Origin of the sequence: Limnohabitans sp. MMS-10A-178, from assembly GCF_003063375.1 — a bacterium.
In the GTDB taxonomy this organism is placed as follows: Bacteria; Pseudomonadota; Gammaproteobacteria; order Burkholderiales; family Burkholderiaceae_C; genus Limnohabitans_A.
In genome coordinates, this window is record NZ_NERY01000002.1 from 231,608 (window position 1) to 246,566 (window position 14,959).

14 protein-coding genes are annotated in these 14,959 nt (G+C 49.8%); 8 read left to right on the top strand and 6 right to left on the bottom strand.

Going from position 1 to position 14,959, the window contains the following annotated elements; all coding sequences use genetic code 11:
* Window positions 1-4: 4 nt before the first annotated feature.
* Window positions 5-1,090, top strand: a complete 1,086-nt coding sequence (locus B9Z32_RS10055; RefSeq protein WP_108421293.1) for a phospholipase — start codon at window positions 5-7, stop codon at window positions 1,088-1,090.
* Here B9Z32_RS10055 and B9Z32_RS10060 read toward each other — a convergent pair whose 3' ends face one another.
* Window positions 1,091-2,227 (bottom strand): iron-containing alcohol dehydrogenase, encoded by a 1,137-nt coding sequence (locus tag B9Z32_RS10060; RefSeq protein ID WP_108421294.1) that lies wholly within the window; start codon window positions 2,225-2,227, stop codon window positions 1,091-1,093.
* Between the two features lie 107 nt (window positions 2,228-2,334).
* Here B9Z32_RS10060 and B9Z32_RS10065 point away from each other — a divergent pair, with 107 nt between their 5' ends.
* Together B9Z32_RS10065 and B9Z32_RS10070 are read left to right on the top strand one after the other, a co-directional pair.
* Window positions 2,335-3,306, top strand: a complete 972-nt coding sequence (locus B9Z32_RS10065) for an alpha/beta hydrolase (protein ID WP_108421295.1) — start codon at window positions 2,335-2,337, stop codon at window positions 3,304-3,306.
* A gap of 31 nt (window positions 3,307-3,337) precedes the next feature.
* Window positions 3,338-4,198 carry a YbgC/FadM family acyl-CoA thioesterase gene (locus B9Z32_RS10070; protein WP_108421594.1) on the top strand — a complete coding sequence of 287 codons (861 nt, stop codon included), beginning with the start codon at window positions 3,338-3,340 and terminating at the stop codon, window positions 4,196-4,198.
* Here B9Z32_RS10070 and B9Z32_RS10075 read toward each other — a convergent pair.
* Complete coding sequence (locus B9Z32_RS10075; protein ID WP_108421296.1) at window positions 4,195-5,181, bottom strand: folate-binding protein YgfZ; 987 nt, start codon at window positions 5,179-5,181, stop codon at window positions 4,195-4,197. The two genes, B9Z32_RS10070 and B9Z32_RS10075, sit on opposite strands and share 4 nt — an antisense overlap.
* A 113-nt stretch (window positions 5,182-5,294) precedes the next feature.
* Between B9Z32_RS10075 and mltG the strand changes: the two genes are divergently transcribed.
* The 5 genes from mltG to B9Z32_RS10100 are packed head-to-tail and all read left to right on the top strand — an operon-like array spanning window position 5,295 to window position 9,456.
* Window positions 5,295-6,314 (top strand): endolytic transglycosylase MltG, encoded by a 1,020-nt coding sequence (gene mltG / locus B9Z32_RS10080; RefSeq protein WP_255416652.1) that lies wholly within the window; start codon window positions 5,295-5,297, stop codon window positions 6,312-6,314.
* 3 nt (window positions 6,315-6,317) lie between these two features.
* Window positions 6,318-6,950 carry a dTMP kinase gene (gene tmk, locus B9Z32_RS10085; protein ID WP_108421297.1) on the top strand — a complete coding sequence of 211 codons (633 nt, stop codon included), beginning with the start codon at window positions 6,318-6,320 and terminating at the stop codon, window positions 6,948-6,950.
* Entirely contained in the window at window positions 6,947-7,951 is a 1,005-nt protein-coding gene (locus B9Z32_RS10090) for a DNA polymerase III subunit delta' (RefSeq protein ID WP_108421298.1), read from the top strand. Before tmk ends, B9Z32_RS10090 begins: the two co-directional genes overlap by 4 nt.
* A gap of 1 nt (window position 7,952) precedes the next feature.
* On the top strand, window positions 7,953-8,765 hold the full coding sequence (locus B9Z32_RS10095; protein WP_108421299.1) for a TatD family hydrolase: 813 nt from the start codon (window positions 7,953-7,955) through the stop codon (window positions 8,763-8,765).
* Entirely contained in the window at window positions 8,758-9,456 is a 699-nt protein-coding gene (locus tag B9Z32_RS10100; protein ID WP_369909916.1) for an ankyrin repeat domain-containing protein, read from the top strand. The genes B9Z32_RS10095 and B9Z32_RS10100 overlap by 8 nt, the downstream gene beginning before the upstream one ends.
* Window positions 9,457-9,556: 100 nt before the next feature.
* On the opposite strand, the gene B9Z32_RS10105 is transcribed toward B9Z32_RS10100, so the two are convergent.
* The 4 genes from B9Z32_RS10105 to B9Z32_RS10120 are packed head-to-tail and all read right to left on the bottom strand — an operon-like array spanning window position 9,557 to window position 14,950.
* The gene (locus B9Z32_RS10105; protein ID WP_108421300.1) at window positions 9,557-12,037 is read right to left on the bottom strand and encodes a penicillin acylase family protein; all 2,481 of its coding nucleotides are present in this window, start codon (window positions 12,035-12,037) and stop codon (window positions 9,557-9,559) included.
* A complete protein-coding gene (locus B9Z32_RS10110) occupies window positions 12,037-12,954 on the bottom strand; it encodes an LD-carboxypeptidase (RefSeq protein ID WP_108421301.1) in 918 nt (305 codons plus the stop codon). Before B9Z32_RS10110 ends, B9Z32_RS10105 begins: the two co-directional genes overlap by 1 nt.
* Window positions 12,951-14,333: a tRNA adenosine(34) deaminase TadA gene (gene tadA, locus B9Z32_RS10115; protein WP_108421302.1), complete on the bottom strand. Its 1,383-nt coding sequence runs from the start codon at window positions 14,331-14,333 to the stop codon at window positions 12,951-12,953. The genes B9Z32_RS10110 and tadA overlap by 4 nt, the downstream gene beginning before the upstream one ends.
* Window positions 14,330-14,950 carry an FMN-binding negative transcriptional regulator gene (locus tag B9Z32_RS10120; protein ID WP_108421303.1) on the bottom strand — a complete coding sequence of 207 codons (621 nt, stop codon included), beginning with the start codon at window positions 14,948-14,950 and terminating at the stop codon, window positions 14,330-14,332. Before B9Z32_RS10120 ends, tadA begins: the two co-directional genes overlap by 4 nt.
* Between the last annotated feature and the right edge of the window lie 9 nt (window positions 14,951-14,959).

The following is a 14,959-nucleotide window of genomic DNA, read 5'->3' on the forward strand; positions in this document are numbered from 1 at the left end:
TGACATGAAAGCTCTTTGTATTTACGCGGGTCCGCAGGCCAAGCAGCATTTAGCAAGGCAGGGCTTGAGCGCATCGGATGTTGGGGTTATTCCCGCAGCAGCGGGAGGCCCCAAGGGTTTGATACTCGGGCCGATCGACAGATTTTTGTTCCATGAATGGTTGCCCAACAGCCAACAAACCATCGATTTGGTAGGTGCCTCCATAGGCGCTTGGCGAATGGCCACGGCTTGTATGCCAAACAGCCTTGCAGGACTGCTTCGCTTAGAGCACGATTACATTCATCAGCATTACGAGTTAAAACCAGGTCAAAAGTTTCCGAGTGCTCAACAAGTCAGTGATGCCTTCCGAGACAATTTGGATTTGTTTTATGGTGGCTCGATTGAATCTTTGCTTACACATCCCAGATACCGGCTGCATGTACTAACGTCTCGCGGCAAAGGCCTGCTCAAGCGCGAGCATCCATTGTGGAGTCCTTTGGGTTATGGCGTAGCTTTCTTGAGCAACGTTATTCATCGCAAAGCCATGGGTGCATCGCTAGAGCGAGTGGTTTTTTCTTCTGCTGGGCATTTGCCATTTGGCACACAAGATTACGCTAGCAGGCACCTGACACTGACACCCAACAATTTCATGGATGCGTTGCAAGCCAGTTGCGCTATTCCATTTGTATTGAAGGCGGTGCACAATATCGAAGGTGCTCCGAGTGGTGCTTATTGGGATGGTGGCATCACCGATTACCACTTGCACCTAGACTGGCAAAACAGCGCTCACCCTGAGCAACACAGGGGGCTGGTGTTGTATCCCCATTTCCAAAAATCTGTGGTGCCAGGCTGGCTAGACAAAACATTGAAATGGCGCCACAAAGCCACCCCATTTTTAAGCAATACCGTGGTTTTGGCTCCGAACCCCGAGTGGATCAAAACATTGCCCAATGGCAAATTGCCCGACCGAAATGACTTTTCAACCTATGGCCAAGATCTGCAAGCAAGGGTCAAGGTTTGGAAAGCTGCTACATCTGCCAGCGAGCAACTGGCAGACGAATTGGCGCAATGGCTGAACCAACCTCACATGTCAGTGGTGCAAGACCTCTGATCACATGGAAGTGGTTAGCATTTCTCTGTAGTCTTCAGGTGTGGCTATGCGGGGGTTGGTTTTGTGGCAGTGGTCGGCCATGGCACCATGAATGACCGCGTCAAACAAGGACTCGGTCACGCCCATCGCTTGCAAGCCAGATGGCAATCCCAGGCGAGCATTCATCTCTTGAATGGCTTGTGGAATATCAGATCCCGAACTAAGTCCCATGACCTGTGCCATGCGGTTCAAGCGATTTTCCTTTTGCATAGACTCGGCGCTGGCATTGAACTGCACTACGGAAGGTAAAAACATGGCGTTCAAGGTGCCATGGTGCAAGCGGGGATTCACGCCGCCCAAGCTGTGGCTTAAAGAGTGGACACATCCCAAGCCCTTTTGAAATGCCATGGCGCCTTGCATGGAGGCGCTCATGAGGTGCATTCTGGCTTCTTTGTCTTGGCCATTTTTGGTAGCCCGTTCAATGTGCGCCCAAGCGCGTTGCAAGCCATCCAAACCAATGCCATCGGCTGGTGGATTGAAGGCAGCAGCCATGAAAGTTTCCATGCAATGCGCAATGGCATCCATGCCGGTGGCGGCTGTGAGCATGGGGGGCAGTCCAAAGGTGAGCTCTGGATCGCAGATGGCGGCCTTGGGCACAATGAACCAGGAGTGGAATCCCAGCTTGCGACCATCATCCACAATCAAAATGGCACCGCGTGCAACTTCGCTGCCCGTGCCACTGGTGGTGGGAACTGCAATGATGGGAGCCACTCGGTCGGTAATTTTGAGCGATCCACCTTCAATGGTGGCAAAGTTTTTGAGAGGGCCTTCGTGGCTGACAGCTATCGAGGCACATTTGGCGCAGTCAATGGAAGAGCCACCACCCACTGCAATCAAACCATCGCAGCCATTGGCTTTGTAAACAGCGCTGGCTGCTCTGACTGCCGCTTCTGTTGGATTGGAGGGTGTTTGATCAAACACGGTTACCTTAACGCCTTCAAGCGCATCCAGAGCCTTTTGCAAAACACCTGCAGCCTTGACCCCTTGGTCGGTGATGATCAGGGGCTTGTGAATGCCAACCCTTTCACATTCTTGTTTCAAAAGCTGAATGGCGCCGAAATCGATTTGAATTTGGGTGACGTAATTGATAAAGGCCATGATGACTTGAATGGATGCGTTACGATGATGCTTCACTCTAATGCAAGTCGCACAGGAAGTCAGCCTCTACAACCCTCAGTCAGTCACATTGGCGATAAAAAAACTCCATGAGTACTCATCCCAATCCTCACAGCCGGCTCACAGATGCCATGCGTTTGGTTCTGCGCAATATTCATCGAGCAGGTCGTCCACCCATGTATTTGTTAACGGCGCAACAAGCTCGTTTGTTTTATGAGGTGTCTGCCAGTATTTTGGACTTGCCTGAACCCCAAATAGCCAGAGTAGAAGAACTGCACATTCCCATGCGCGACGGCCATTTGATCAAGGCCAGACTGTTTGCGCCCAAGGCCAAATCAGACAGCATCCTTCTACCGACATTGGTTTTTTACCATGGCGGCGGTTTCACGATTGGCAGTATTCAAACGCACAACGTACTTTGCCGAGAGTTGTCGCGCATTGCGCACTGTGCTGTAATTTCAGTCGACTATCGGTTGGCGCCAGAGCACCGTTTTCCAACTGCCACCAACGATGCGTGGGACGCCCTTCAGTGGATTTCTCAATCTGCCAAAGCCTTGGGACTTCGGTCCAACGCTTTGGCTGTAGGTGGTGATAGCGCTGGTGGCACATTGGCCGCGGTGTGTGCCATTCATGCTCGCGATACGGGCTTGCCCCTTTCTCTTCAGCTGCTCTTTTATCCCGGTACTGCTGCGCGCCAAGAAACCGAATCACATCACACTTACGACAACGGATTTATGCTCGACAAGGCAACTGTTGATTGGTTTTTTGACCATTACATTGACAGCACAGACAGAGACGACTGGCGTTTTGCACCCATGTTGGCCGAGCGTCACGACGGCCTTGCTCCTGCTTGGATTGGCTTGGCAGAATGTGACCCCTTGGTCGACGAAGGCATTGCCTATGCAGATTTGCTCCGCATGGCCGGTGTCCCTGTCAACCTAGAGATTTACCACGGTGTGGTTCACGGTTTTATCAATATGGGGCGAGCCATTCCCGAGGCCAAACAAGCACACCATGATGCCGGATTGGCTTTGAAAAAAGCCTTCAGTGATAGCATCTAATTTGCCAAATACTTCTGAGAAAGACATCGCCATGAAACGAAGTGATTTCCGTTTTTTCCATCGTCTGCGCGTGAGATGGGCCGAGATAGACATGCAAAAAATTGTTTTCAATGGCCATTACTTGACTTACATCGATACAGCCGTCACGGCATATTGGGGGCGTATTGCGTTGCCCTACGAAACAGCTTTCCATATATTGGGTGGTGAGTTGTACGTTAAAAAAGCCACCTTGGAATACCATGCCTCAGCGCTCATGGACGATGACTTGAGTGTTGGAATGAAGTGCAGCAAGCTGGGAAATTCTTCCATGGTTTTTCAGGCTGGAATTTTTCGGGGCGACAAATTACTCATCAGTGGCGAATTGATTTATGTGTTTGCAGACCCTCAAACACAAACCTCCAAGCCAATTCCTGAAGCCTTACGTCACATCTTGCTCATTTTTGAAGCTGGAGAATCTGTGGTCGATCTCAAAACCGGATCTTGGGCTGAGTTGCAATCTTTGGCCTCGCCCTTGCGCACCGAAGTATTTGTCAAAGAGCAAGAAATCCCGCCCGAGCTTGAATGGGATGAGCTAGACGCCACGGCATTGCACGCAGTTGTTGTCAACAAGCTAGGCCAGGCCGTGGCTACAGGGCGTTTGCTTCAGCCTCAACCCCAAGTGGCTCAAATTGGCCGCATGGCTGTTTCAAAACCATTGCGCGGTGGCCATCTTGGTCAGAAGGTGGTTGAATCACTCATTGAAGTGGCCAGAAAACGCGGCGATAAAACAGTCATCTTGCACGCCCAATGCAGTGCAGAAGGCTTTTACCGCCGATTGGGATTCAAGGCGCATGGCGACATCTTTGACGATGCCGGCATTGATCACATTGAAATGACGCGCCAATTGACTTAAATGTCCTCAAGCAAAGGGTAGGGCAGAGCATAAGGCTGCATGGCGGCCCCTCCTGCTTGTCCTAGATGAAGGGGGTTTTGCATGGCACTGAGTTGCAATGAAGCAATGCCCCACCATTGGGCCTGCTGGCTTCCTTCTAGCTCCAACTTAGCGGCACTTGAGATCATGCCGCAAGCTTGCTCTGCATCGTCTGAAGAAAATACTTCTTGACCCACTTGCATGGGCTCATTGCATGAAACTATAAAGGCTCTGCGTTTCAGTGTGCCCCTGAATTGACTTCTGGCCACCACCTCCTGCCCAGGATAACAACCCTTCTTGAAGCTCACGCCCTCCACAGACTCGTAGTTCAACATTTGCGGCACAAACGCTTCAGATGTTTGAGATTGGACCATGCTGATGCCAGAAAGTACCTCTGCCATTTGCCAATCTTGAATTGAAATAGGCTTCACAGACTCAGGCTTCAACGGCGTGGCGTTGGAGGTATTGTTTGGGCTGATTTGCAAAACGCGAGCCAGTGATCCTGATGCCGACTTAGCGGGGTGCAGTTGGATGAAATAGGATTCAGCTTGTTGGCTAACATGCCAAGGTGGTGCGGCATGCAATGCAGGGCTGACGTCAGTGGCTGCTTGCCCTAAATAAGCCAAAGTTTGAAAATCAGAAGAGGCGTCTGTTAGCTTGACTTTGGCACGCAACACAAACATTGACAAACGCTTGACAGTGGCGGCGATCAAATTTTGATGGCAGACCATCAAATACTTTTCTGAGCTTAGCTTTAAAGCGATGAAGCTGGCTAAAAGTCTGCCTTTGGCTGAGCAATAGCCAGAAAAGCGGCTTTGACCAACCGGCAGAAGCAAAACATCGTTTGTGAGCTGCCCTTGTAAAAAAGAGCCTGCATCGGGCCCTTCGGCCAAAATGAGGCCCCAATCTGAGGGCTCGATCACGCCAGAGGGAGAGAAATTCAGTTGAGGTTCAAGGAGTTCCATCCCTGAATTATGATCTCCTCTGAGAAACCCAAAGGATTCAAGGTTTGAGCCGCTCTGCCTCCAAAGCTAAAAAGTCAAAATCTTCACGAAAAAACAGTTCGTGGAGAACTTTTCTGACGCTTACAAGCTTGCTCGCCCTGGTCTTGATGGCGGCCTCCCTTGCTTGGCTGCACATGCCCATGGGCTTCAAACCCAATGCACCTTTGTCGACAGATATGACATCAGGACAAGTCGCCGATCTGTCCATCGAGCTGGGCACCACGCCCAAAGGAGTTGCTCAGGCCATTGCAAATGCTGGAGCCGATGTTTCTCCCCAATTGCTCAGTTTGTGGTTTCGTCTTTCAGGACAAGACCGCGCCATCAAGGCCGGCAGTTATGAAATCACGGCAGCCATGTCGCCCAGAACGGTATTGAACATGCTGGTTCGAGGTGAAGAAAGTTTGCGCAGCCTGACCTTGGTGGAAGGCTGGACCTTCAAGCAATTTAAACAGGCCTTGAGCAAAGCAGACACTCTCAAGCTCACAACCCAAGGCATGACTGACGCCGAAATCATGAGCCTTTTAGGACGACCCAATGTCCACCCGGAAGGGCGCTTTTATCCCGATACCTACACTTATTCCAAAGGATCCACCGACATTGCGGTCATGAAACGCGCATTGAAAGCAATGGACCGTCAATTGGCTGAAGTGTGGTCTAAAAAATCCTCACCACTAGCGTTAACAAGCTCCGAAGATTTACTCATTCTGGCAAGCATTGTTGAGAAAGAAACGGGACGTGCCAGCGACCGGCCCCTGATCTCTGCTGTGTTTCACAATCGGCTCAAAATGGGCATGCGACTGCAAACCGACCCTACAGTCATTTATGGATTGGGCGATGCCTTCGATGGCAATTTGCGCCGCATCGATTTGCGCACCGACACACCCTACAACACTTACACCCGTTCAGGCTTGCCGCCCACACCCATTGCCATGCCTGGCAAAGCTGCTTTGAAGGCGGCTCTCGAACCCGCTAAATCCAATGCCCTTTATTTTGTAGCCAAGGGTGATGGATCGAGCTACTTCAGCTTGTCACTGAACGAGCACAATCAAGCTGTGAATAAGTATCAGCGTGGTCTGTCCAAAGAGGGTCAATGATTTATGAGTCGATCTTGGTTTATCAGTTTTGAAGGCATTGATGGCGCTGGCAAGTCCACTCACATAGAAGGCTTGGCTCAGTGGTTCAAAAGCCGTGGTCATGTGGTCACTTTGACGCGTGAGCCTGGCGGAACCCCTTTGGCTGAAAAGTTGAGAGAACTTGCTTTGCACGAATCTATGGATTCACTCACAGAAGCATTGATCATGTTTGCGGCCCGAAGAGAGCACTTGGTTCAGGTGATAGAACCCGCCTTGGCCCGTGGTGAAGTGGTTCTTTGTGATCGATTTACCGATGCCACATTTGCCTACCAAGGGGGCGGCCGCGGATTCGATTGGCAGGTTCTTCAAAACTTGGAGCAAATGGTACAGAAAGTACCAAACACAAACTTGCGCCAACCCGATCTCACCATTTGGTTTGACTTGCCACCTGCAGTGGCTGCTCAACGCTTAAGCACAGCCCGCGTGCCTGATAAATTTGAATCGCAGCCGCAATCCTTCTTTGAATCTGTGCGTTATGGCTATGCCAAAAGAATGCAAGAATCACCCACCAGATTTGCTCAGATTGCAGCCGATCAAAGCCGTGAAATGGTGTGGCTTGATGTTGTCAGAGCCATTGAATTGGCATACTCTAAATGAATGCATTGGCACCTTGGCTACGCCAACAAAATTTATCCCTGCTGTCGCAGCAAGGGCATGCTTGGCTTTTGCAAGGGCCGTCTGGACTTGGGCAATATGCATTGGCTTCAGCCATGGTCAGCGCTTGGCTGTGCGAATCTCCAAACGCTTTGATCCAGGGTGCGTGCGGTCAATGCGGCAGTTGTCACGCCCTCAGCGTGCACACGCATGCAGACTTGTTTGTGCTGATGCCAGAAACCATTTTGTTGGAGTTGGGATGGCCTCTCAGCGAAAAGGCACAATCAGAAATAGACAATAAAAGCCGAAAACCCAGCAAAGAAATTCGGATCGATGCCATGCGAGATGCCATCGAGTTTTCGCAAAGAACCAATGCGCGCGGGCGAGGCAAAGCAGTCTTGGTATTTCCAGCTGAGCGCATGAACCATGTCACGGCCAATGCACTGCTCAAAACTTTAGAAGAACCCCCAGGTGATGTGAAGTTTGTCTTGGCCACAGAATCTGCACATCAGTTGTTGCCCACCATTCGCAGTCGTTGTTTGATTCACACCATGATTTGGCCCTCGACATCCGAAGCACTCACATGGCTTGAGTCGCAGGGTATTTCAAATGAAGATTCGATCACGATGCTGAAAGCAGCGGGCGGGCGGCCCGATGAAGTTCTGAGGCAACAAAATTTAGGTCAGTCAGTGAAATGGTGGTCGCAATTTCCACGCGCCATGCTTTCGGGAGATGCTTCATTTTGTGCAGACTTTCCCCCATCAGAAGTGATCGATGCATTGCAAAAACTTTGTCATGATTTGATGATGCAACAAACCCAAGCGCCTTTGCGGTACTTCAATGAGGCAGATTTACCCAAACTCAAGATATCTTCTGCGAAGCTAAGCGCTTGGTTCAAACGGCTTGCGCAAGCTGCAAAAACGTCTGAACACCCTTTCAATGCGGGTCTCATGCTTGAGGCTTTGTGCTCTGAAGCACGTGAAATCATGAACAGCCCATCCTAGTATGTACACCGATTCACATTGCCACCTTTCATTTCCAGAACTGGTTTCCCAACTGCCAGAAATTCGCAAAAGTATGTTGGAGGCTCAAGTGAGCCGTGCACTTTGCATTTGCACCACCATGGAAGAATTTGACCAAGTTCACAACTTGGCCATGTCACACAACAATTTCTGGAGCACCGTTGGTGTTCACCCAGACAATGAAGATATCTATGAGCCCAGCGTTCAAGACTTGCTTATCAAAGCCAAGCTGCCACGGGTCATTGCGGTTGGTGAAACTGGGCTCGACTATTACCAAATGGAAGAGCGCAAAGGCGGCCGTACCATTGACGATATGGATTGGCAAAGAGATCGTTTTAGAACTCATATCCGTGCAGCACAACAAGCGCAGCTGCCCTTGGTCATTCACACGCGCTCCTCTTCAGATGACACCATCAGAATCTTGAAGGAGGAGGGCGAAGTAGGGGATTCAAACAGCGCTGGCGGCGTTTTTCACTGCTTCACAGAAACACAGGCTGTGGCTAAGGCTGCATTGGATTTGGGCTTCTACATCTCTTTTTCAGGCATTTTGACCTTCAAAACCGCTCAAGATTTGAGAGATGTGGCGGCTTGGGTTCCGCTCGATCGTCTATTGATTGAAACCGATAGCCCTTATTTGGCTCCCGTTCCATACCGCGGCAAGACCAATAATCCCTCGTATGTACCCTATGTGGCCAAAATTTTGGCTGAGTTAAGGGGCATGACACCAGAGCAAATGGGTGAACTTACGAGCCTCAATTTTGACCGTCTTTTTTCAAAGATCCACGCCCATGTTTAGGCCCATCCTTAACCTCATAATATACTTTAATAAAGTATTAAAATATGTTGTTTTATATACTTTTATTTCATTTTTATTTCCTGCAACTGCAGGTTCTTACGAAGACTTTTTCAAGGCCATTCGAAACGATGAAGTTAAAGTAGTTTCTAACTTATTGACCCGAGGTTTTGACCCCAATACGGTGAGTTTGAACGCAGAACCGGCCATTCTGTTGTGCCTTATTCACGACTCACTCAAAACTTTTGAATTGATTGCCAAACATCCAAAGACGCAATTGAATGTTCGCAATGCGCACAGTGAGACTGCCTTGATGTTGGTGAGTTTGAGGGGCTACACGCAGCTGGCAAAGTTGCTGGTCAGCCGGCAAGCAGACATCAATCATACGGGCTGGACGCCATTGCATTACGCGGCTACAGGCGGCCATGTCGAAATTATTCAATTGCTTCTAGATGAAAGTGCCTACATTGATGCCGAATCGCCCAATGGGAGCACGCCTTTGATGATGGCTGCACGATACGGCAACGCCAAGTCAGTGCAATTGTTGCTGAATGAAGGTGCTGATTTCGAGGTCAAGAATCAATTGGGCTTGACTGCGCTTGACTTTGCGATACAAGGGAAACGTCCTGAAGCCATCAAGTTATTGGAAACAGCCATGAAGTTGGCCAACAGTGATTCAAATCGAACAAAGTAGATTCAAGAGTCATTATTAACTTTACACGATGTATATTATGTTAAGTAAAGTCTGTGTGGCAAAACATAGCTTGAAAAAAACCACCCCACCTAGCAAATGATCATGGAACAAGTTGCAGTATTTGAGTCGGCCCAGTAGTTCCCATTCTCAAAGGTCGATACTTAACCTGTCCCCATTCGTCTTTCATGTCTTTGTAACGAGGCGAAAAAGGATGGCCACTTTGACCGGTCTGGTAAATGAAGCCAGACTCATCCAAATTAGCCAAGTCATAAACCGCTCTTAAAGACGCAGCATGCCGACTTGCAAAAGGCACAGTGCTACTGCTAGTCCAATATTGACCCACATTGACCGTGAAGTTGTCTCCGGCACTCGGTACTGAAACATCAAAAAATGGCGCCAATGCTTTGACATTGCCAAAAGGTTTGTGTGTACTGAGGGCCGGATGAGCACGGCCCCATGTCCATTCAGCTACGTCAGAGCCCTGCATTACCACAATTTTGTCTAAAGCAGAGTCAAGCGACTTGTTCATCAAAGCTTGGCAACCCGCTTCACCACACCAAGATTTATCTTGCGAAGCCAGCACACCCTCAATGGCTGGGCGAAATGCTCGCTTTCCAAACAAGGCCTTAAATCGAGTTTCTCCCAATTTTGGAATCAAGATGGCTCTTGTAACTTCATCAATCCAAACGGCATAGATCAATGCGCCTGCTGAATCTGCCGTCATGTCGCCTTTGAAAGACTTCAACAAAGGCAGTGCCTCAGGTGCCTTGGCATGATCTGACTTCAAGCTTTGTAAATATGGGATCAAACGAACAGCCGCCAGTGAGTGAACGTCGGCTTGCATACTCTTCATTTGATTGGCATCAAACTTGGATCCAGCACTCATCAATTGAGCAATACGGTCAAATCTCTCTGGTCCTGTCCAGTCATTGGTTAAAAATTGAGCGTAGCCTGGTGGCAGAATTTTTTGGTTGGCGGTAGCATGCCATCCGCGTTTTTCAATGTCAGCTTGTGACACCTCCGGCGTTTGCTCATATGGAATCCAAGACTGCCAATCGTATTGACTCATCCAACCAGGCGCAGGCACCATGCCTTGCAAATCGTGAGCAGCTGAACGCACAGGCACTTTGCCCGCAGCTTTGAACAAAACATTTCCTTGTGTGTCTGCCATCACCACACTTTGCATGGGCGAGTGATTTTTGGAAAAGGCCTGACGCAACTCGGCTACAGAACTTGCTAAGTTGGCCTCCATGCCTGCCACCACGGTTTGGTTATCAGCGTCCAAAGCGGTCCAGCGCAATGAAATAGCGTATTTGTCTTTGTTCAAAAACTGAGCGTAGGCAGGTTGTACATCGGAAATAACGGGGCCGTGCCGTGTCGAGCGAACCTTGATCGTGACGTTCTCCTGCCCCTTCACTTTGATCACTTCGTCTCGAATTTCAAAAGCCTGCACACCAGTTGGCGTGCGATAACTGTCCTTGCCTTCCAAAGCTTCCAAGTACAAGTCTTGAACATCTGGTGCGGTGTTTGTAAAGCCCCATGCAGCCTTGCTGGTTCGACCTAAAACCACAAAAGGCAAACCAGGCAAAGTGGCACCCACCACATCCAAAGCTGGATGCGCTTGGCCATCGGCAAATTGTCCGGCTGGTGCATGCAAACCTGCAAAGTACCAAACCGCAGGTGCGCTCAAGCCCAAATGTGGATCATTGGCAAGCAGTGGCATACCAGAGCGCGTATTGCTGCCCGGAACAACCCAATTGTTACTGCCCTTGCCTTCCAGCACGCCCACATCCAAGGTACTTGAAGCTAAAAGTTGTTGATTCGCATTAGCTTTGCTTTGTGGAGATGTCTCTTTTTTATAAACATCCAAGTTTTGGTAGAGCGCAGCAATATCCACTTTGGAGCCGCGCGATTCACCAGGATATGGGGGCATCAGCTTCCAGAGGTCCTCGGTTGTCAAGGTTTGTGCCGCCATGAGCCGTGCAAACTCATTGCCCCAGTTGCCACCCAAATCAAGCGCCATCATGAGTGCCCAGCCCACGCTGTCGACCGCCGTCCAAGGCTTCAATGACTTTGTTGGATTGATACCCAAGATGACAAACTCAGGTGCCCGCCACTGCTCGCTGGCATAGCCCGCCTGCACACCTTCCGCATAAGCTTCAAGCGCCTTTTGCACATGAACTGGCAACTTGTCAAACTGAGCTTGTGCGGCTTTCATGATGCCCAAAGTACGCATCAATTTGTCTGTTTCTAATGTAGTCGCACCAAGCCATTCGGACAATTCTCCGTGCATCACTTGGCGGTTGAAAGCCAATTGCCAACCCCGCTCCTGCGCATGAACATAGCCGATTGCTCGCCACGCATCCATGGGATTGGAGGCATGAATGTGGGTGACATCGGAGGCATCTCGCTTGATTTCAACGCCAGAATTTAAGAGGGGCAATTGTTGGCTGCCTGAAAGCGGCGCCATGGATCGAAGCAAATAAACCTGAAACGCGCCCAATCCAGTTAAGGCGAGCAACACAAGTGCCAAAACGGCAATCAGAAACCAACGGACCCAGCTAATTTTTTTCTTTGCCATTACACATGGCCCCACACTAAAAAGGCATCTCGACCGTCTGTGGCGAGGTCAACTTTGGCACCGATGGGCAAAATCACTTTGGTGGCAACATGGCCAAAAGGCAGACCTGTTAAAACGGGTGTTTTGAGCTGAGACCGCAGCCGCTCTATCACGGTGTGAAGCTTGAAGCCTTTGTCGTGCGTGACCAATTTGTAGGAAGTGAATTGACCGAACACAATTGCTTTTTGCTGCTTCAACACGCCAGCATTGAACAATTGCGTCAGCATGCGTTCAATTTTGTAAGGGTGCTCACCCACATCTTCTAAAAATAAAACGCCACCTTTGACCATCGGGAGGTAAGGGGTGCCCAAGAGAGATGTCAGAACCGCTAAATTGCCACCCCACAAAACAGCGTCATTGACTTTCACAGAAGGTAGCATGGGCGATGAGGGCGTTGAAGGCATGCGCCAACCTGTGCCCTCCCCTTGCTCCAAACACAAATCATCAAAGCAGGCTTGCATGATTTCATCGGGCTCACTTTCAGGGCCAAAGTCTTCGCCAAGCGCGGGACCTTGCCAAGTTATTCGCTGAGTTTTGGCATATACCGCTAATTGAAAAGCGGTGAAGTCACTCAAGCCCACAAATTGAGTTCCCTTGTCAACGGCTTTGGCAATGCTTTTGAAAGGCAATTGGGTTAACAAACGTGTCAAGCCATAGCCACCTCTTGAGATCATGGCAATGTTGGCACCACTGGCGCAGGCTCTCTCAATGGCTTTCAAGCGAGTGTCGTCATCACCTGCAAACCGCATGTGACTGCTTAAGGCATCGGCGTCAATTTCAACTTCATGGCCTTGAGCTCGTAATCGCTTGAGCCCTCTTTTGAATGCTGCCTTGTCGCGAACGGCGCTGGAAGGTGAAAAAATATAAATGTGACTCATGAGGAACTTAGTTTGAAATGCTGAACAGCAGATTCAGCAATGATTTGACCATGCTCTTGGACAAAATGTCCGGCATGCGGCAACAGCATAGGGGGTGGACAATTTCGAATGTTTTGACGCAAGTCGTCCATCACAGATTGGCCAAGCACTGGATCTTGAAGCCCGATGGCCATCATTGATTGGCCATCCCAGCGCTCTCGCCAAAAATGCAGGGCTTGTCTGGAGATGTCTGCACCTGCGCTGTTTTCATGCTCAGGCACCATGGGCGGAAAGGCATGGAGAGCAGCTCGATGTCCGCGATCTTTGAAGGGGCTGTTGTAGGCTTGTGTTTCTTCTACAGACATGTGCTTGTTGCCTCGCGCAAAGAGTTTGGCAACATCAAAGTCTGGGTTGGATTGGCACCAAGCTCGCCAACTCAAAAAGCCAACTGACAAAGGCTGAGTTCCGGTTGCCAAAGTTGTGTTCATTACCAGCAAGCCCATAAATCGATGGGCCATGGCCATTGGCAAAGTGAGGCCCAAAATGCCGCCCCAGTCTTGTACAACCAGTACCACGCGTTGCAAATTCAATCGCTCAATGAAATCAAGCAAGACTTGTCTGTGAAACTCAAAGCTGTGTTGCTGGGTTTTTTTGAACTTATCGCTTTTGCCAAAACCAATGAGGTCGGGCGCCACCACACGATGACCATGTGCCGTAAAAACCGGGATCATTTTGCGGTACAAGTAACTCCAAGCAGGGTTTCCGTGCAAACACAAGTAGGTGATCTGCTTGGCATTGTCTGGTGTGCTGCCTTCGTCTAAATAGTGCAGGCGCAAGCCATTCAAGGATGGCAAATCGGCCATGTAATTGGCTGACCATGGGTAATTGGGAATGCCCGCAAACCAATCGTCCCTGGGTCTCAACGCGTCTTCACGCAATGGGTTCTGATTGACTCGCTTGGGCATGAAAAAATCTTGCAAGAGTTGGCGTGATTCTTCAGCCAAAATTCCTCCCTCTACTGAGGTGTGGTGGTTCAGAGAAGTATTTGAAAAGATGTCTACCACGGACCCTGCAGCGCCTGTTCTGGGCTCGGATGCACCATAGACCAAGCGAGCAATGCGTGAATTCACAATGGCGCCTGAACACATGGTGCAAGGTTCAAGGGTGACGTAGAGGGTGCAGTTTTCAAGGCGGTAATTGCCAAGCGCTTGGGCGGCATCGCGCAAAGCCAAAAGCTCTGCATGTGCTGTGGGATCATTGCCAGCAACCGGACCATTTTTTCCTCGGCCAACAATTTTTCCATCTTTCACAACCACCGCACCAACGGGAACTTCGCCCTCCTCCCCTGCTTGCTTGGCAAGTTCCAAAGCGGCCTGCATCCATTGAACATCTTGGCTCATGCAGCCATTCCAAGCCGCCGCATCCAAAGCGCCAAAGCTTTTTCCGATTCGTTGCCAGCTTCATAGGCGTCATGCATGGCAGCATGTGATTCTGGTCGATGTTGATTGAGTTTGACCTTGGTCTGTATGTCTTGCACCTTCATCTCAAACGCCACAATGGCATTCAACATAGGCTGCGTATAAGATTCTGGAAGGCCTCGCCATTGATGGGCATAGGGCGGTTCATGGTCGGCAATGAGCTGTTTCAAAATGGCGTCCTTGGCCTCTTCACCTTCCAAAATTCTGACTTCCGCCTTGACATGAACGGCCACATAACTCCAGGTAGGCACCCTGACCAAGTCGGGATACACCGCCGGCGACATATAGGCTTGTGGCCCCATGAATGTCAGAAGTACAAAGGGACGACTGCGCAAAAAACTGGTGTGCGGATTGCCTTTTGCAACATGGCCCAGCAGCGTGTCTTGCTTGGGATCGCTTGCATGCGGAATTAATTTGATGGGAATGTGGGTGACAAAAGGAAAGCCTTGATCGTCATTGGAGATCAAACTGGCAAAAGGGTTCTCCCGAATGATGTTTCTGGCATGTTCAGGAAAATTGAATTGTTTAGGTAAGTACATTGAAAATTC